This is a genomic window from Paenibacillus sp. AD87 (assembly GCF_001659845.1).
GTDB classification, from domain to species: Bacteria; Bacillota; Bacilli; order Paenibacillales; family Paenibacillaceae; genus Paenibacillus; species Paenibacillus marchantiae.
In genome coordinates this window covers 4,867,171-4,885,465 of the sequence record NZ_LXQN01000007.1, presented here as the reverse complement: position 1 = coordinate 4,885,465, position 18,295 = coordinate 4,867,171, and the positions used below count along the sequence as shown (strand labels likewise).

The 18,295-nt window shown below is 45.7% G+C and carries 14 protein-coding genes; 9 read left to right on the top strand and 5 right to left on the bottom strand.

Annotated elements, in window-relative coordinates; translation table 11 throughout:
* Positions 1 to 131: 131 nt before the first annotated feature.
* From gpAD87_RS21535 to gpAD87_RS21525, 3 genes are read left to right on the top strand one after another with little or no spacing between them, the layout of a single operon-like run.
* The gene (locus gpAD87_RS21535) at positions 132 to 1,505 is read left to right on the top strand and encodes an alpha/beta hydrolase (protein WP_064640512.1); all 1,374 of its coding nucleotides are present in this window, start codon (positions 132 to 134) and stop codon (positions 1,503 to 1,505) included.
* Between the two features lie 2 nt (positions 1,506 to 1,507).
* On the top strand, positions 1,508 to 2,929 hold the full coding sequence (locus gpAD87_RS21530; RefSeq protein ID WP_064640511.1) for a hypothetical protein: 1,422 nt from the start codon (positions 1,508 to 1,510) through the stop codon (positions 2,927 to 2,929).
* Complete coding sequence (locus tag gpAD87_RS21525) at positions 2,926 to 4,347, top strand: ANL family adenylate-forming protein (RefSeq protein WP_082935213.1); 1,422 nt, start codon at positions 2,926 to 2,928, stop codon at positions 4,345 to 4,347. Before gpAD87_RS21530 ends, gpAD87_RS21525 begins: the two co-directional genes overlap by 4 nt.
* Before the next feature lie 211 nt (positions 4,348 to 4,558).
* Here gpAD87_RS21525 and gpAD87_RS21520 read toward each other — a convergent pair whose 3' ends face one another.
* Both gpAD87_RS21520 and gpAD87_RS21515 read right to left on the bottom strand, forming a co-directional pair.
* Positions 4,559 to 6,328, bottom strand: a complete 1,770-nt coding sequence (locus gpAD87_RS21520) for an alpha-glycosidase (protein ID WP_064640510.1) — start codon at positions 6,326 to 6,328, stop codon at positions 4,559 to 4,561.
* Positions 6,329 to 6,584: 256 nt separating this feature from the next.
* A complete protein-coding gene (locus gpAD87_RS21515; protein WP_064640509.1) occupies positions 6,585 to 7,163 on the bottom strand; it encodes a hypothetical protein in 579 nt (192 codons plus the stop codon).
* A 160-nt stretch (positions 7,164 to 7,323) separates the two neighbouring features.
* Between gpAD87_RS21515 and gpAD87_RS21510 the strand changes: the two genes are divergently transcribed.
* The 3 genes from gpAD87_RS21510 to gpAD87_RS21500 all read left to right on the top strand — a co-directional run bounded on the left by gpAD87_RS21510 (position 7,324) and on the right by gpAD87_RS21500 (position 13,187).
* The gene (locus tag gpAD87_RS21510) at positions 7,324 to 8,481 is read left to right on the top strand and encodes an epoxide hydrolase family protein (protein WP_064640508.1); all 1,158 of its coding nucleotides are present in this window, start codon (positions 7,324 to 7,326) and stop codon (positions 8,479 to 8,481) included.
* 223 nt (positions 8,482 to 8,704) lie between these two features.
* Positions 8,705 to 12,184 (top strand): glycoside hydrolase family 2 TIM barrel-domain containing protein, encoded by a 3,480-nt coding sequence (locus gpAD87_RS21505; RefSeq protein ID WP_064640507.1) that lies wholly within the window; start codon positions 8,705 to 8,707, stop codon positions 12,182 to 12,184.
* 187 nt (positions 12,185 to 12,371) lie between these two features.
* On the top strand, positions 12,372 to 13,187 hold the full coding sequence (locus gpAD87_RS21500; RefSeq protein WP_064640506.1) for a putative phage abortive infection protein: 816 nt from the start codon (positions 12,372 to 12,374) through the stop codon (positions 13,185 to 13,187).
* A gap of 179 nt (positions 13,188 to 13,366) precedes the next feature.
* Here the strand turns inward: gpAD87_RS21500 and gpAD87_RS21495 are convergent, their stop codons facing one another.
* The gene (locus gpAD87_RS21495) at positions 13,367 to 14,938 is read right to left on the bottom strand and encodes a stalk domain-containing protein (protein ID WP_064640505.1); all 1,572 of its coding nucleotides are present in this window, start codon (positions 14,936 to 14,938) and stop codon (positions 13,367 to 13,369) included.
* A 199-nt stretch (positions 14,939 to 15,137) separates the two neighbouring features.
* Between gpAD87_RS21495 and gpAD87_RS21490 the strand changes: the two genes are divergently transcribed.
* On the top strand, positions 15,138 to 15,608 hold the full coding sequence (locus tag gpAD87_RS21490) for a DUF4362 domain-containing protein (protein ID WP_064640504.1): 471 nt from the start codon (positions 15,138 to 15,140) through the stop codon (positions 15,606 to 15,608).
* Between the two features lie 130 nt (positions 15,609 to 15,738).
* Here the strand turns inward: gpAD87_RS21490 and gpAD87_RS21485 are convergent, their stop codons facing one another.
* Both gpAD87_RS21485 and gpAD87_RS31925 read right to left on the bottom strand, forming a co-directional pair.
* Positions 15,739 to 16,125, bottom strand: a complete 387-nt coding sequence (locus gpAD87_RS21485; RefSeq protein WP_064640503.1) for a VOC family protein — start codon at positions 16,123 to 16,125, stop codon at positions 15,739 to 15,741.
* A 71-nt stretch (positions 16,126 to 16,196) separates the two neighbouring features.
* Complete coding sequence (locus gpAD87_RS31925) at positions 16,197 to 16,337, bottom strand: hypothetical protein (RefSeq protein ID WP_157258502.1); 141 nt, start codon at positions 16,335 to 16,337, stop codon at positions 16,197 to 16,199.
* 173 nt (positions 16,338 to 16,510) lie between these two features.
* On the opposite strand from gpAD87_RS31925, the gene gpAD87_RS21480 reads away from it, so the two are divergent.
* Both gpAD87_RS21480 and gpAD87_RS21475 read left to right on the top strand, forming a co-directional pair.
* Positions 16,511 to 17,761, top strand: a complete 1,251-nt coding sequence (locus gpAD87_RS21480) for a WXG100 family type VII secretion target (protein ID WP_231952699.1) — start codon at positions 16,511 to 16,513, stop codon at positions 17,759 to 17,761.
* The gene (locus tag gpAD87_RS21475; protein ID WP_064640501.1) at positions 17,758 to 18,240 is read left to right on the top strand and encodes a hypothetical protein; all 483 of its coding nucleotides are present in this window, start codon (positions 17,758 to 17,760) and stop codon (positions 18,238 to 18,240) included. Before gpAD87_RS21480 ends, gpAD87_RS21475 begins: the two co-directional genes overlap by 4 nt.
* Positions 18,241 to 18,295: the final 55 nt, after the last annotated feature.

Genomic DNA, 18,295 nt, shown 5'->3' with positions numbered 1-18,295 from the left:
TTTTAAAACAACCCCGTCTCTTCAGAGACGGGGTTGTTTGTCGATGTAGCCGAGGGAAGAACGAATCAGAACTAACAGAAAACCCCGTTAGTGTAAAAGCGAAGTCTATAGGAGAGGCGGTTGATGGATCAGTGAACACTCATTCTGTTATCGAATGTGTGGAAGGTTTCAAGGCGTCCAGGCTGGACAACACAAGAAAGATTTTTATCTATTTGCCACCAGGCTATAAGGAGCATGTGGATCAACGCTATCCGGTGTTATACATGCATGCGGGTCAGAGGGCCTTCGGCTCTTCGACTGCGGGAAATGAAACGTGGCACGTAGATCAGGCGGCAGACCAACTGATTGATCAAGGCTTGATGGATGGGCTGATCATTGTCGGAATTGCCCATGTTCGTCCAGTTACACACAATGAATTCTATCATTTCATTGCGCCTGCAAGAGAAGCGGTGAGTGTGGGCTGCTCAGGCCTGGATTATGAACACTTTATCATTCATGAACTGAAACCATTCATTGACGAGCATTACCGCACACTTCCAGACAAGGACAATACGGGACTGCTTGGTTCTTCCGCAGCGGCACTCAGCACCTTCCATATAGGAACACGTCATCCTGATATTTTTGGCAAACTGATCATGCTCTCTCCCTTTTTCGTGGACGTGCAGCTGGATGAAACGTCGGAAAGCAGGTTACAGGAGGAGAATATGTACCTCATGCCTAAGGGCAGTGCTCCGATTCGAATGTGGATGGATATAGGGGATGCAGAAGGGTTGTTTCTTCCTTCCCAGGTAAGGAATGTAGTCCATCAGATGCTCGAACTGGGATATAAGTCTGGCAAGGACATCGCATTTCTGGAACAGCCGGATGCAGGTCATCAGGAAGCGGATTGGGGAGAGCGAGTTCATATTCCGCTACTGTATATGTTCGGCCGAATCGGCAATCCAGTCTCTCTGGAGCTGATGGGAAGGGACGTTATTGGATTGAAGGGCGGCATGAGCGGGCACATCAATGCGCTGCTTCATTACGATAGCGGGTTCACCATGAGTGTGCTTGAAGGGGATTATAGGTCCGATCACCCTGATGTTCTTGAGGTTCGACCCAATGGGGAACTGGTTCCTGTCAAGATGGGTCATGCAGTGGTTACCCTGACGGTGGGAGAGTTGACGGCATCACGCATGTACACTGTTGTGGAAGAATTATCGGGTCACGTGACAGTCTGCATGAGTGCCGAGGTACCGTTTCAAGACATGTATGATGACTCGATCTACGGAGGCATGGGCATGAAGCTTCTGCACACCGAAGGTGGCCATTATGAGGGCTGCTTCGAGGTTCCACGTGACAGCGCATTTCGGTTCAGGTTCACGCGAGGCTTCCGGCAGTTTGAAACCGATGCAGATGGCAAGGCTCTGCTCAATCGGGTGTTTCGTGCCCATGATAATCTGTCTCTTCATTACAAAATCCAGTCTTGGGGCAGCACGGCTGCCAAAGCCGGGAACAGGAGGTAGCCATGATTAGTCAACCATTTCAACCAACGATGGATATTCCGTATTATTATCCCTGTAATTTTCCTTTGATTCACGAAATCCTTCAGCGTCAGGGCTCGATAAGCAGTCTCGGCCTATTAGCTTCCAGCCGCTTATATAGTCTGACTTCCTGTTCAGATCGTGGCCTGATCAAGCCTTACTTTCATAAGCTGGATTATGAGGAGCCGATGTGGGAAGTGTTTGGAGAACGGGAGTTTGACAGCTTCGAACAAGGAAAGGCCTATATTCGGGAACGGCTTGAAAATGAGGGGCCTTTGGTCGTTACAGGCACAAGTTACTGCTTGCCTTATGGGGATGATTATCGAAATCCAGAGTATATTCATAAACTCGTTAAACAAGATTCACGCCTGCATCTGGTCGATCATTGGCTGGCTGTGTACGGAATGGATGAGGAGCATTTCTATGTCTATGACCCCGTTCCCTCCAAATACATGGGAGCTGTGTCATCACCTGATTTCCAAGAGTTCTGGAAAGGAAACAAAAATATCTCCGAGCTCGAAATAGCCCGGCGCAAAGAAACATTACGAACATATGGCACGATGGAGATCCGTGCTGTGGAAACACTCGACTCCGCAGGCTATCGGAACATGTTGCGCTCTGCGCTGGCGACACAGGCCTATGAATTCATCGCGGGCAGAACGATCTGGGAGGGCAATCGAAGCTATTATTTTGGACAGGCTGTCACATCACAATTGTTACAAAGATTGCACCCGGATGCCGAGGTGGATCGGGAACAGGAGAAAGCCATCTCCGCGTTCCTGTTCGACATGCGCTGGAGCCGCTACTTTTTCCACGATTTGCTGGAGGAAGCAGCCAAATGGCTCGATTCTCCTCATGATCAATATGTTGAGGAATTCGGTGCAATGATAGCCCGGTGGGAACAGGCGCATAAGCTGCTGCAGATCGCCAGAATGAAACGAAGCCCTGAATGGCGTGAGCAGTTAACGGATATTATCGAACAATTGGCGGCGGACGAATTACGCTGGTACGAAGCGCTAATGACGACACATCAGCATGCCGATCGCTTCAAACAGATCCCATCGACTGTGGAAAATCCCGCGCCTACGCCTTCACATCGGGAAGTCATTGAGCGGATTGTGCTGGACAGCTGCGATGAGCTTAATCGGTACCATAACGCGCCCATTCCTCTAGAGCATGGCTTGCAGGCGCCCCTATATGGAAGTCGGGGAAGACTGGACTCCCTTGAACTTGTAACTTTACTTGCCGTTGTCGAGCAAAGTGTTGAAGATACGTTCGGTGTAGGGATAACCCTCGCGGAAATGGCGGCAGCTTCTATGCCAGAAAGTCCTTATCGAACGGTGGAATCACTGGTTGAGTATCTGGAGGCGCAATTGAAACATTTCCCAAAGGATGATGAGGGATGAATATCACTTTTCTTCTGGAACGGTTCGCCGCGTATAACCATCGCCCTGCGTTGATATGGAAGGACGAGCAGTATAGTTATAACTGGTTATTGGATCAGGTTCACACCTTTAGCCAGTGGATTTCCAGTGAAGGGCTCGAAGGGGCGATCGTTGTGCTTGAAGAGGATTATTCTCCTTATGCCGCAGCGGCATTGATCGCTCTTCTGGAGCGGAATTGTATTGTGGTTCCGATGGATCGGCATTTGGTTGAGGCCAAACGGAATGAGTATACAGTCCTTGCTCAGGCAGAATGGCGCTTGAGTGTTGGGGAAGGGGAAGCTATTGCCAGACATTGCTCTGTGCAAGGAAGTCAGTCCCCGATATTGGAAAGGCTGGGTCAGGAAAAGAAAGCAGGTCTGGTGATCTTCTCATCCGGATCGACAGGGCAAAGCAAAGCTGCTGTTCACAGCGCGGATCGTCTGTTGCACGGGTTCAGGCGGCAAGTTCGGCCGCTGTGTACGATCCCTTTCATGATGTTTGACCACATTGGCGGCTTAAACACGATGCTGCAATCCCTCTCCAGCGGCGGCTGTTTATGCGTCATACCGGATCGCTCCCCCCTGGAAGTATGCAAAACCATTGAAAAGTACCGTGTTCAGGCACTGCCAGTCTCACCAACGTTCATGAATTTGCTGCTTCTTAGCGGAGTCTATCAGGAGTTCGATCTATCCAGTCTCGAAGTGGTCTCCTATGGTTCAGAGGTTATGCCAGAGGCGCTGCTTACCGCATGGAATAGACAGTTTCCGAATGTACGTACGGTGCAGGCTTATGGTATGTCGGAGCTTGGTATTCTGCCGACACGCTCCAAAAATTCCGGTTCATTGCTATTTACGGTTCGTGACGGAGAAGTCCGTTATCGGATTGTGGACGGGTTGCTTGAGATCCAAACAAAAACGGCCATGATTGGGTATCTGAACGCTCCGTCTCCGTTCACGGAAGATGGCTGGCTCCAGACCGGGGATGAAGCGGAGATGGAGGATGGTTACATTCGCATTTTGGGTCGCCGCTCCGAGATCATTAATGTAGGCGGACGTAAGGTTTATCCTGCGGAAGTGGAGAGTATTCTGGAACAAATGGAATTCATTGAAACAGCAGTCGTGAGTGGCGAGTCAAGTGGGATCATGGGACAGATGGTAAAGGCCACGGTCAGACTTACAGGTGAGCAGACTCTTACGGAACTACGCAGACAAATCTGGGATTTTTGCCGAGACAAGCTGCCCCAGTACAAAATCCCGCAAAAGATTGTGATTACTCAGGAGACATTAACAAGTCCAAGAATGAAGAAAATAAGAAATTCCGGTCCAAACTGCTCCGTTCGGGATGAGGTTGCGGCAAGCCAAGAGGAAGAGTTGGAGGGACACAGCACTGAAATAAAGTGACTCCATGAATGCCAATACAGCAGGGGACATCATGAGTTGTAATAGGAGAGGGGAACCTTCGGATGCATGACGCACCGATGGTTCCCCTTTTGTTGAACAGAGTCGAAGTGATTCGTACGAGAGATTTCCTTTCACACAATTTAATGGGAGATAGCCTCATACGACGTACCAAGAGTCTCATCGGAGAAAGGATTTAGAATGAAGCAAGATGTTATGCCTTCACGTGTGATTTGACATCCAACTGCAACAGGGAGAAACCGTACGCTTCCAAGTCCAACTTCAGCTTATTCTGCTGAGTTTCACGAGTTGTGGCTGAGAATACATTACGCCAAGTTCCTTGGTGTAGTGGCAACTCCATACTGCATGGTTCTTCACTTGCATTCAGGACAAGCACGAATTGTTCCCCGGTATCTTGATCCTTGCGTCCGATGGCAATGCACGGGTCTCCGGCTTCCGCGTAAATCATGGAGATGTCCGCACTGCGCAATGCAGCGTGTTGTTTACGCAGGGCAATGGCTTGGGTGAAGAAATCGAGCAGATCCTTGTTCTGCTTCTGTTCGTCCCACTCCATACATTTGCGACAACCTGGATCATAGCCACCATCCAGCCCTACCTCGTCACCATAGTAAATACAAGGAGCACCTGGGTACGTAAGCAGCAGAATGACAGCCAGCTTCATCTTGCGTACATCCCCTTCACATAGGGTGAGCAGTCTTGGCGTATCATGACTTCCGAGCAGGTTGAAAGCTGCTTCGGTTACAGGCTGTGAATACGCAGCAAGCAGTTTGCCAACCTCGTTGGCAAATCCGAGGCCGTCCAGCTTGCCAAGCACAGCGTAATCCATGACTGAATTCGTGAAAGGGTAGTTCATGACTGCATCAAACTGATCCCCCTGCAGCCACATGATGGAATCATGCCAGATTTCGCCTAGTAGATAGGCATCCGGGTTAAGTGATTTGACCGTTTGCCGGAATTCACGCCAGAATTGATGGTCTACCTCATTGGCAACATCCAGCCTCCAACCGTCGATACCCATATCCTGAATCCAGTAACGGGCCACCTCCAGCAAATATTCCTTAACCTCGGGATGCTCTGTGTTCAGTTTAGGCATAAGAGGTTCAAAGGCAAAGGTATCATATGTGGGAATACCATCCTCGATACGTGCCGGCCATTCTCTGACATGGAACCAATCCGCATAACGGGAAGCAGCCCCTTTTTCAAGCACATCCGCGAATGGAAGGAACTCTCTGCCTGAATGGTTAAACACCGCGTCCAGAACTACCCGTATGCCGCGTTCATGGCATGCATCCACAAGTTCCTTCAATTTCTCATTGGTGCCAAAGTGCGGATCGACCCTCATATAGTCTGCGGTATTGTACTTATGGTTGGTTGTAGCCTGGAACACTGGGCAGAAATAAATGGCGTTAATGCCAAGTGTACTCAGATGATCGAGGTGGTCCAGAACTCCTTGAAGGTCACCTCCGAAAAAATTGACAGGCGTCGGTTCGCCGCCCCAGGGTTCAGCATTCTTTGGACTGATCGACGGATCACCATTGGCAAAACGTTCAGGGAAGATCTGATAGAATACAGCATCCTTAACCCAAGCAGGTGCCTCGAAGAAATCCACCGGATTCATAAATGGAAAATCGAAAAATTCCAACGGATGATCAGGCAGAGCCTGTTCGAATCCCCGTTCTGTCATCCAGACCGATTTTTCTCCCTCGATCAGTTGGAAGCCGTAGCGTAATCTGCGGTACGGTGGTTGCGCTTCCACTTCCCAATAATCGAACAGGGCATCACGGGCAAAGATTCGCATTGGAAGGTGGAGGACCGTACGATCCCATGCATATTTATCCCCGATGATGGCGATAACAGCATCCAGGTCGCCCCGCTTGGAACGGAGTCTCAAGTGCATGGTCGAACGGTCATATACGTAGGACCAATTCATTTTGGGACGATGATAAATAGCTTCAAGTAACATAGCATTCACTCCTTATCTGGGATGAATCATGCGGCTATAAACGCAAAAAAAGGCACAACCCCAATGTTTACGAGGTTGTACCTTTCGGCAGCATAGCCTTTTGATTATAGTGCTATTATACGAACTAAATCGGAAAAAGAAAACACTTTTTTTTCCTGAAATCTCAATATATCGAATTCGAAACGCAGGGTGCTTTTCGCTTCATATATGAGGTGAAGTTTACCTGAATTTAACGTTTGAATTTAGGTGCTATTTTTTAAAACTCATACCCAAGTTTATTGGCATAGGCAGACAATTCTTTTTGGTATTTCTCAATATTTTTCTTGCCGGCATCAATTTTGGCGTTGGCTTGTTTCAGGACAGCGCTGTTTACCGTTGTTTTGGAGACCGCTTTTTTAGCGAGTTGGAATCCTTCCAGCTGTGTATAGCTACCTTTGATCAAGCTGGCATGGATTTTTTGCAACTCGGCATTTTGCGGTTTAATCAGCTTCAGCTTGGATACATATTTGGTGTAGTTAGGAATCGCTGTGTTGGTCAATTTCAGAAAAACGGACTTGCGATTGGAAGATGTAATGTAAAATCCCCCTCCCAAAGCATCGAAAGCTTTCTCCTCATATACGGATGCGCTATCTAGTTGATCCATGTAGTTCAAGAAATCTGCTTCGTCGGCTGTAAGTTCCGGCTCTTCTTCTGTTGTGTCAACTTCGTAGTATTCATCTTCCGAATATGTAGTAGTTGAGTCATCCGCAGCAGCGGCATAGGACCCTGCAGGTGCGAATACCCCGCCGAGCAAAACAAAACTCATAATGATTGATAGTACCCATGATTTCTTCACGTTCTAATTTCCCCTATCTATATATGTGATATTATTCCAATGGATAATCTAACATAGCACGACAAGAAATTACAGGAATCGATTGACAGAGATGGAATCTATGAATAGCAATAAAAGGATATAATAACGTTGTGAATCAACAAAAAGGGAGGAAATCTTGATGACTGTTGAACGTTTTCATATTCATGTCTCCGATGAGATTCTGGACGATTTGCAATATCGGCTGCATCACATCCGTTGGCCAGATCAATTGGTAGACTCCGGCTGGGGGCGAGGAACAGATATTAGTTATTTAAAATCACTCGTTTCCTATTGGAGCGATCATTATGACTGGCGAGCACAAGAGTCCAGGCTGAATCAATTTTCCCAGTTTCATTGCCAGTTGGATGGGGTGGATGTGCACTTCGTACATGAGCGTGGTAAAGGGCCTAATCCTCTGCCGATTATTCTTACCCATGGCTGGCCCGATAGCTATCTTCGTTACCAAAAGATTATCCCTCTCCTGACCGATCCCGCGAGTCATGGAGGTAATCCGGAGGACTCTTTTGATGTCATTGTGCCTTCACTGCCTGGATTTGGATTCTCTAGTCGCCCTGACCAACCTGGCTTCAACAATTCTCGTGTCTCCCAGATGTGGGCCAAACTAATGACCAAAGAATTAGGCTACAACAAATTCGCTGCTGCAGGTGGAGATATTGGCTCTGGCGTTACACGTTATCTGGCATCGAATAATCCTGAACTTCTAGTTGGAATCCACTTAACGGATATTGGTATCATAAGAGATCTCTTATCTTCCCAGGATGAGGCAGAACGCTCAGAGGAAGAACGAGAGTACAAGAAAAATGCTTCAACATGGATTTCACAAGAGGGGGGTTATATGTCCATTCAATCAACCAAACCTCAGACACTTGCGTATGGACTTTCCGATTCCCCAGTAGGTTTGGCCGCTTGGATCATTGAGAAATTTCGTGCTTGGAGCGACTGTAAAGGTGACCTCAATCAACTATTTAGCAAGGATGAGTTGCTGACTCATATTATGATCTATTGGGTTACGAATACCATAGGATCATCCACACGTATGTACTACGAAAATTCGCATTCCTTGCCACCGCTGGGCCGTATAGAAGTTCCGACAGGCATTGCCATATTTCCTGCGGATATCGTGCTACCTCCCAAATCTTGGGCGATGCAAAACCTGAACGTAACGCGTTGGACCTCCATGCCTAGTGGAGGGCATTTTACGGCTTTGGAAGAACCGGAGTTGCTGGCGGATGATATTCGGGCATTCTACAGACCGATTCGAGCAATGAACAATTAATGTAGTTATATATAGTTGAATTCATAAGGTCCCGACTTGGATATCTAAAAGCGGGATCTTTTTTTCTTGAATCTGCTCAAAAAGTGACGTACAGAGGCGGTCAGATGATATAATCGGGTGAAGTGTTATTGTCTCACCAAGTTATTTTCGAAAAGGTTTTCGGGAAATAGTCTGTTTTTGTTTGTAACCGCAATCATAATACACACAGAAAGTGAGAGCTGAGATGAATCAGAAAAAGCTTTTTACGGATGGATGGCAATTTGCGAAAAGTAAGCTGGAAGTTACGGAGTCTGCGGGATTAACGTTTGAACCGGTTGAGCTTCCTCATGATTGGCTGATCTATAATACGCTTGAACTGTATGAGGACAGCATCGGATGGTATCGCAAGACATTCCCATATACGAAGGATGACCAGCAGCTTCTGCTTTGCTTTGACGGGGTGTATATGGATTCTTCCGTATATGTAAACGGTCAGCTTGTTGGAGAGTGGAAATACGGCTATTCGGCTTTTGAGCATGAGATCACGAGTGCTTTGGTGGAAGGTGACAACGAAATTGTAGTCAAAGTTGTGCATCAGAGTCCCAACAGCAGATGGTATTCGGGGGCCGGAATTTATCGCAATGTGTGGCTCAAAACGAGAGATCGGAATCATATCGTCACAGACGGTACCTATGTTTCGATTCAGCAGCAGCCAGAAGGCTGGCAGGTTGAGGTGGATACGGAGCTAAGTCTCAATCAGAACGCACAACTGGTGCACACGATTTGGTATCAGGGTAATCAGATCGTATCCAGCAAAGCGGACGTTACAGCTGCAGCGGGCAAAGACACCGGACATGAAGAGATACAATCCAACACCCAACAGCTGACGGTCGATCTTCCGAAGTTATGGAGCCCGGATGAACCGAATCTGTATGATCTGGTAACGGAACTTCAATTAGCTACAGGTGAGCAGGGCTATGAGACAATCGAGTCCGTCACACAGCGGATTGGCTTCAGGGATATCAAGCTGGATGCGAGCGAAGGATTCCACCTGAATGGGGTCAAGATGAAGCTGAACGGTGTGTGTGAACACCATGATCTCGGTGCGCTTGGGGCTGCTTTTAACCTGACGGCACTGCGCAGAAGATTTGTGCTTTTGAAAGAAATGGGCGTTAACGCCATTCGGACCGCTCATAACATGCCTGCCAAAGAGTTCATGGAACTTGCGGATGAGATGGGTATGCTGATCGTTTCGGAAGCGTTCGATATGTGGGAGAGAGCCAAGACCCCTTACGACTATGCGAGATTTTTCCCGGAATGGGCACATACTGATGTGAAGAGCTGGGTGAAGCGTGACCGTAACCATGCAAGTCTGATCATGTGGAGTATCGGTAATGAGATTTACGATACCCATGCGGATGAGCGGGGGCAGGAAGTAACCCGCATGCTAATGGATTATGTACTGGAATTTGATCCAAAAGGGAATGCAGGCGTGACCATTGGTTCGAACTATATGCCGTGGGAAAACGCACAAAAATGCGCTGATATCGTGAAGCTCGCAGGATATAACTACGCGGAGAAATACTACGACAAACATCACGAAGAACATCCGGACTGGATTATCTATGGTAGTGAAACGTCGTCTGTGGTGCAGAGCCGTGGGATCTATCACTTCCCGTTTGAGCAATCCATACTGGCTGATGATGATGAGCAGTGCTCGGCTTTGGGCAACAGTACAACAAGCTGGGGCGCAAAGTCAGCAGAATATTGCATTTTGGCAGAACGAGATACGCCGTATTCCTTGGGGCAGTTCCTGTGGACGGGATTCGATTATATTGGAGAACCAACACCGTATCATACGAAGAATTCGTATTTTGGACAGCTGGATACAGCAACGTTCCCGAAAGATTCCTACTATATCTACCAAGCAGCCTGGACGGATTACAAGAAAAGTCCGATGGTTCACCTGTTCCCTTACTGGGATTTCAGCCCGGGTCAGCTGATCGATGTACGCGTGTGCAGTAATGCGCCGAAGATTGAATTGCAGCTGAATGGCAAGACAATCGGCACGTATGATATCGACCATGCAAAGGGAACCCAGCTGGCAGGCTGGTGGAAAGTGCCATATGAAGAGGGCGAGCTCAAAGCGATCGCTTATGATGAACACGGCAACGTAATTGCAACGGATGTGCAAAAATCCTATACAGATGCGAAGAAGATTCGTCTGCAAGCCGATCGGGAGCAGCTGCAAGCGGACGGTACAGATCTTATTTTCGTGGAAATTCAAGTGGAAGATGAAGCGGGCAATCCCGTGCAAAATGCAAACAACCGTGTGCAGGTCCAAGTGACAGGTGCAGGTCGTCTGTTGGGTCTCGATAACGGGGACAGCACGGACTATGATCCATACAAAGGTCTTAGTAGAAGATTGTTCAGCGGCAAGCTGATGGCAATCATCGGGGCAACGAACGAATCGGGAACAGTACGGATCGAGGTGACTTCGGAAGGATTGGAAAGTGCAGCTGCCGAGTTCGAATCACAAGCTGTTGCAGGCGCTGGAGATCGTACCTTAGGTGATTCCGAGGCGGCTGCAAGTCAGGAGCAAACCGTACTCATGAGTAATACGGAACGTCCGGTGTTGACGGGCCGCGCGCAGGAGATTCCTTTACGGAAAATCGAGATTATCAGCGAAGGAGGACAGCTATTCGATCCATCGAAACAGCAGATGACGGTTAGCGCCAAGCTGTATCCGGAGAACACATCTTATCGTGATATCGAGTGGGCGGTGGTGAACGCTGCAGGTATCGAATCCAACATTGCCAAGGTCGAAGCCAATGGCCTGGAAGTCAACGTATCCGCTCTGGGCGATGGGGAATTCCGTCTTCGTGCGACGAGCAGTAACGGTACCGATAAAACGAAACTAATCTCTCAACTGGAATTCAAAGCATCGGGTCTGGGCACGGCTTACAAAGATCCATACGGCTTTATTACTGGCGGACTGTACGATTACACCAAAGGGGATGTCGGCAACGGCAATGAACGTGGGGTAGCGACAAGCCGGGATGGGGAGACGCATGTGGGCTTCCACAATATCGACTTCGGGCCTTACGGCTCCGATACCATTACGATTCCAATCTTTGCGTTGTCGAGTGAAGAGTACTTCATTCAGATCTGGGAAGGTATGCCGGATGAAGAGAGAAGTACACTGCTGGCAGATGTGGTGTATGACAAAGAGTCTAGATGGAATGTATATCAGGAAGAGACGTATCAACTGTCCAAGCGGCTAAGCGGAATTACGTCGATCTGTTTTGTACTGAAGCAGAAGATTCATATCAAAGGCTTCTCATTCGAGCGCCAAAGCCGGGCATTTGAACAGAATACGGCTGCATCATGCGACCATCTCTACGGGGATACGTTCAAGATCGAGGGTGAGCATGTCGAGGGGATCGGAAACAATGTGTCGCTGGAGTTTGAAAATATGGACTTCACGGCAGAAGGCACGTCCAAGCTTGTGATCTATGGACGTTCGCCGATTGATAAAAATACGATTCATATCCGCTTTGCAGGTGAGGATGGACAGAGCAATCAGCTGGTCGAATTCACACAGTCCGATGGATATGAGGAGCGAGTGTTTGAGTTTGAGCAGGTGAAAGGTGTGCAGAAGGTGACCTTTATATTCCTGCCGGGCAGTCAGTTTGACTTTGGCTGGTTCCGGTTCGAGAAGTAGGACGCCAGATATAGTAGTTCAGGGATAGAGATGATATATATCAATCCTCTTCAAGTAAACGGTGTTCTTTAAGAACAGGACGTTTACCTGAAGGGGATTTTTTAAATCTCTTTGTTCAGGATGGTCACATTGCTTGTTGTTATGTATAATTTTCCTGAGAAAGTTACCTAAAGGAGAAAATATACATATGAATCGTCTTAAGTCTAGTGTTAGAAAGTTTATGTTAGAAGATTTGGATTCAATTAAAAAACAAGACAAGCCGAATGTTATTGTGAACTTTAAAGCAATTTTATTAGGATTTTTGGTTATCTGGTGTCTATCCGGAGTAATTATTTATTATGCATTCTCGGATTGGAGCGACAGGGGAACATTTGGCGATATGTTTGGAGCGATCAATGCACTTTTCTCTGCTTTTGCTTTTGGAGGATTAGTGTACACTCTTTTCATTCAGAGATATGAGTTGAGTTTACAAAGAAAAGAGTTGGAGATGCAACGACTGGAAGTGGCTCGTAATGGTGATCAATTAGAACAACAAAAAAATGTAATGATTCAGCAAAGCTTTGAAAACACTTTTTTTAAAATGATCGAACTCCATCACAATTTAATTGCATCAATGAATGATAAACCTTATGAGGGAAGAAGAGCCATAGAGAAACTACGAGAGTTTCTCTATGATGAATTGAAACGTGCTAATGATAAGCGTGATTTGAATAAAACAATAGAAGATTTTCTTAGCCTTAAAGGTCGGCATATTAAACATTACCTTAATAACTATTATTGTATACTTGAATTGATTGAGCAGCATGGTCTGAACACAGAAGAAGATTTGAGAGATTCAAATTATACCCGTATTGCTCTCTCACAATTATCAGAGGACGAACGATTTCTGATTTTCTATACATTGGGATACAAGAGTGATACGAGATTATTTTTGGAGAAATTTACTGATATAAGTGAATTAAATCATTTCGCTCGGCATCATTATAAGTGGATGACTTCTTAGTTATTGAAGAGTGACGGATAACCGTCACTCTTTTTTATTTAGATTAGATTCTTTACGAAGTTCTTTCATCTAATTAATACGCTTAGACTCTTAGTAACCAAAAAGGAGATGCTGTATTTAGAAAATGCAGAAGTCACAAGAAGCGTGCTTTTAGAAAGAAATGGACTTTTTTATCTTGTTTAGCTTCCTGAATCTTTCTTATCAGCATCGTCAATGGTCAGTATCGCTTTCTCTGAATCCCAGGACACGTTCAATCCCAAACCACGCAATACCTCATAAGGCACTGTAGTTGCTCCCGAGTAGTTATTTATGGGTTCAGGTATCTGCATGACTCGCTCCTCAGATGCATCTGAGGAAGTTATAACATACTGTGTTTCGTTAGGTCGAATTGTGATTGTCCGATTGTCATATTTCAACGTATAGTAGTCTAGGCTACCTTCTCCCTTAAGAATCTCAAACTTTGCTCCGAGTGCTGTGGCGATTGATTTTATTGGAATTTGCACGGTCTTAGGCGTTTCAACAGCGGCATACATCGACTGGAACAGCTCGCCGTTCAGATATACATCTGTGCCAATTTTGGCTTGAACGGGTTTGTAGACCATTCCTCCAGATGACGTTGCAGGTGCACCCGCTTCCTCGTATTTATCACTTCCCCAGCCCCAGACGGTTCCATCCGAGGATAAGGCAAGACTATGGTAATATCCTGCTGAAATATCGGTAATACCGGATAAATGGTTTACTTTTCCTTCTTTACCGTTCACGCTCCTTCCGTAGCTGTACACCTCACCGGATGTCGTAAGTAATAACATATATTGCGTATTTCCATCCATCTTCTTCACCTTGAAGTCGTAATGAAAGGCGAATGCTTTCCCTGTCTCGTCCACACCCCAGACTTTCCCGTTCTTATCCAGTGCAAGCAGGGACGTATCTGTTCTTGTGATCGAAGATATGTTGGTCAGACCTTTTATCTTGGTAGGTTTGGACAGGACTTTATCGGGTTCGTCGGGCTCGTTCCACGTCCATACGGAGCCATCTTTCTTCAGAGCATAACCGTGCAGACCTGCGGAACCAACCTGGATGACATCTTTCAGTCCGCTAATCGCATGTGGTTTACGTATGAGATCATCTGAATTGATTCCTTGAGCGTTAGGGCGATGCCATGACCAGACTGTCCCGTTCTGGAGAAGGGCGACAGTGAAAGAACCAGTCACTACATCCTTCGCAGAGTTGATGCTTTCGACTTTGCTTGGTAGTTTGCCAGCACCCCACTCCCAGACCGTTCCATCTGCCTGAACGGCTGCGTTGATTCCACCACCGGCGGCTGAAATAGCTATTACATTAGATAGTTCCGGTACGCGGATGGGACTAAATGTATGACGATATCGAATGTTCTCGCTCACACCCAGCTCTCCAAACAGATTGCGGCCCCAGGTCCAGACCGAACCATCACTTCTCAAGGCGACTGTGTAATAATAAGCTCCCTCTACAGCGGTATAGTGGAGTTTCTTCTGTGTATTTGCTGCATTCGATTGAACAGAAGTGTTACTGGCGGAATGCTGTACGTTAGGGGCTGCATGAGTAATTGGCTCAGCTGTCAGTTCCAACAACAAGCTGGACGCAAATAGTGCTGCAGCCATTGCAATGGCGAATCGTCGGGACGATTTACTTTTACTATTAGGTCTATGATTCAAGCGTGAAGTGGGACGTCGTTTTTCTTTTGCTATGTCATCGAATGGGTTAACCGAACGCATGTGTATCGCCTCTTTTTCAGATGAGATGGACGTAAATGATGCATTGTTATATAAACACTTTATGGTGGGTTGGAGTTACATACAAATGATAAAAAATCCTTTATATTGAAGATCCGTGCTGAGTGTGTTTACTTTATTTCTAACAGCACATAGGTAACATGTACGGAGATTTTAGCGTCTTAATTCATGAGGTGATTGGATGAAAAGATTACTGCTCACGCTTTTGTTAGCGTTAATGATGTTAACAGCCTGTGAGGCAAATGATCCAACAGTGGATTCTCCAGTGGTTTTGAATTCATTTCCGGAAATTAATGAGCCCCATAGCCCTGAGCAAGCGGAGCAAAGCGGGGATGTCGTTGTGCTTCTCGAAGGCATGCGGAACAAGGATAAGTGGAATACTTTTGTGAAGAATGTGAAGAACAAACAGCAGGATCAGGTTCGTGTGACGATGTATACCATCGAAGGTGGGGCCATTATCTATGAATTGATATACGATGGCTCAGTCATTCAATCGACTTATGATAACTCAAGGGATGCCTATGGCTCCAAACAGGGGATTACGACCAACACCTGCGAAGGGATCGGTACGATGAAGAGTGAGCAAGGACGTGTTTTTAACGTGTTAACCGGTTGTGAGAAGGCAGGCAGTACCTTTTCGATTCCCAAGTGATGAGAACGGTATCTAACCGTAAATAGTTGAGCTATGTAATTATTCATGCTGTAAATCAAAAAAAAGATCCTGCGAAGCCGAGGCTTTTTAGGATCTTTTTGCTGCCATATGGAGAGTGAGAGCTGATGGCTTATGCATACAAAGCATTGGATAGTTCGATCAGATTACCGTCAGGATCACGTATATACACCGAACAGATTGGTCCCAGTGCACCTGTCCGCTTGACTGGTCCTTCTTCGATTTTGATGTTCTGGTGTGTTAAATGTGCAATGACTTCCTCCAGCGGTGTGCTGACCAGAAAACAAAGATCTGCTGAACCCGGCGTGGGGATATGGGCTTTGGGTTCAAACTCTTTGCCACGTTCATGCAGATTGATTTTTTGCTGTCCAAACTGTAATGCTTTTCGGCCCTGACCGAATTCGACCGCTTGCATGCCTAATACATTCGTATAAAATGCAATCGTTGCTTCCAGATTCTCTACGGTTAACACGAGATGATCAAGTCGTTCTAATTTCATGGATGAGCCTCCTTCGTATTGGATCATTAGCTCCTGTAAAACGAGGGTTGTATATAATAGTATGTCATTTATTATACCTTAGAGCTTGGTGTGGTAATCGGTTTAGGAAACGCCGAGCCTTCGGACATTTTAGTGGAAAAGTAGAATATGAAGGGAAGAGCGAGCAAGATTAGACCGATAATCACAGCGACGATGATACTCTTTTTGTTCAATTTAAAGGCTCCTTTCGGAAAAATAGAATCTAGCACAATGGGTATATAACCTATATATTAACCAATTGGAGTAACATGCACGAATGCGCAATATCTGCCTATGGATGTTTACCATCTTCCAGCTAACCTATGTGAAAATGAATCCTCCGTTTGATTACAATCCCCGTTCTAACTTGTTAAAATTTAGGGATAACTACTACGGTCAGGTTGGCGGTGAAGATAGAATGCAGCGTATTCAGGTACATCCCGATGTATTAGAGGAAAAAGCCCGGCTCGTCCAGCAGAAGAAGCTGGAACTGGAGCGAATGGTACGGGAACTGGAAAAGTCAATTTACCTGTTGCAGTCCGAATGGTCTGGTGTCACTGGAGAGCGGTTCTTCTGGGATTTTATGCAGGTGAAAGAAGTTTTTCCTGCTACACTGGGTCTTTTGGATAAAATTCAGAACGAATTTATATTTATAGCTAAGAATTTCAGAACAGCCGATGGTTCGGGTGAGGTTGCTCTATATATACCTGAAGAACTGAAACGAAATTTCGGTGTTGGACTCCTGGACAAGTCGGTGGGAGAAACAGTAACCGGAATGGGACAGACGGCGGAGGCGCTCTTTTATGATCCATTCGGCACGGTCGCTAGTGTGGCCTATGGGCTGACTTTGGGTAAGGTGGTCGATGTTGGGCGAGGCATTAAGTTTGCTTGGGATGCAGCCTGGGGAAACGGAACAGCCAGGGATGATGTAAGCCAATTTGTGGATGAGCAGAAGAAACAGGTGGGTGAGAACGGGCTTGGTTATTACAGTGGCTCCATGATGGGTCAGGTGTTGGCCTATGCCTTTGTTGGCAAGGCGCTTCGTTCGGTAGAGAATAAGCATAGCGATCTGGGAGGATCGGGTGGGGGGAAGGTAGAGCCGGGGAAAGGTAGCGGTTTAACTAATGACTCAAGGTTAAGAATGGAAGGAAATAAAACTATATACCCTAATCAATTCGGTAATGAGATATCTTGGACCAAACAAGGTTCTAAAGATATAGATGCTATTATCGAGAAGAATTTAAAAAGTCCAAAAGCTGGTGATGCTTTAGAGGGTGAAGTAGCACAGACTGTAAAAGGTACAGGAAGATTGCAGGGGACTGGAATACAGTTGAAATTGCAAGATGATACAATAGCAGGGGATATTGACGTGTTAACAGATTCACATCTTATTGAAGTGAAAAAGTCTTTAAGTGCAGTAAGTAAAAAACAATTTGATAAATTGACCGATCCATTAAATGAGAAATACTTTAACTACGATAATAAGGAAATCATATATTATATTGAAGATATTACTGTAAATAATAGAACCCAGGAAAATCTAGTTAAAATGATTCAAAATAAAGGAATAAAAATAATAAGTTCTGCTGAAGAATTAGAGGAGGTCTTGAAGAAGTGAGTTCTTTGATTTTTTTGAAAAAGATAGAAAACTACTCCCCTGAAAAAGCCATTGAGGATTTTAAGAAAGCAGCGCAAAAAGCGAACATGTTTTGTATTTTGATAAAAGATAAATACCGTGATGATCTCTTCATATCAGCTGAAGGAACACTATCAGAAGTTGATGAATTTACTTTTAAAAACATGGATAATAAGGACAACTTAAAGTACTTCACATTTAATGTTAATCAAGTAGAAGAAGACTCAGTTGATAGTTTCACTTGGCTTACTCAAGACGAAAATTACTTCTGGGCTTTAGATATTGAAAATATAAATCATGAGTACAAGTTTATTTTTAGATTTGTTGTAGAGTATTTTAAAGATAATGGCGAGGATTATTTATGGTTTGATGATGCCGAGTGGTATTACACAGCTGATGATATTTTAAAATTAAGTCACATGCCATATAATCCGAACTGGTGCAGTGAAAAGATTGTCTAGTTTTATAAATTTGAAAATAACGAGGTTTTACTAGGGATTAGACTAGTCGAGGAGT

Coding starts and splice junctions, on each gene's coding strand:
- gpAD87_RS21495 (WP_064640505.1), bottom strand. CDS start 14,938: ATGCGTTCGGTTAACCCATTCGATGACATAGCAAAAGAAAAACGACGT.
- gpAD87_RS21530 (WP_064640511.1), top strand. CDS start 1,508: ATGATTAGTCAACCATTTCAACCAACGATGGATATTCCGTATTATTAT.
- gpAD87_RS21510 (WP_064640508.1), top strand. CDS start 7,324: ATGACTGTTGAACGTTTTCATATTCATGTCTCCGATGAGATTCTGGAC.
- gpAD87_RS21505 (WP_064640507.1), top strand. CDS start 8,705: ATGAATCAGAAAAAGCTTTTTACGGATGGATGGCAATTTGCGAAAAGT.
- gpAD87_RS21485 (WP_064640503.1), bottom strand. CDS start 16,125: ATGAAATTAGAACGACTTGATCATCTCGTGTTAACCGTAGAGAATCTG.
- gpAD87_RS21490 (WP_064640504.1), top strand. CDS start 15,138: ATGAAAAGATTACTGCTCACGCTTTTGTTAGCGTTAATGATGTTAACA.
- gpAD87_RS21500 (WP_064640506.1), top strand. CDS start 12,372: ATGAATCGTCTTAAGTCTAGTGTTAGAAAGTTTATGTTAGAAGATTTG.
- gpAD87_RS21525 (WP_082935213.1), top strand. CDS start 2,926: ATGAATATCACTTTTCTTCTGGAACGGTTCGCCGCGTATAACCATCGC.
- gpAD87_RS21520 (WP_064640510.1), bottom strand. CDS start 6,328: ATGTTACTTGAAGCTATTTATCATCGTCCCAAAATGAATTGGTCCTAC.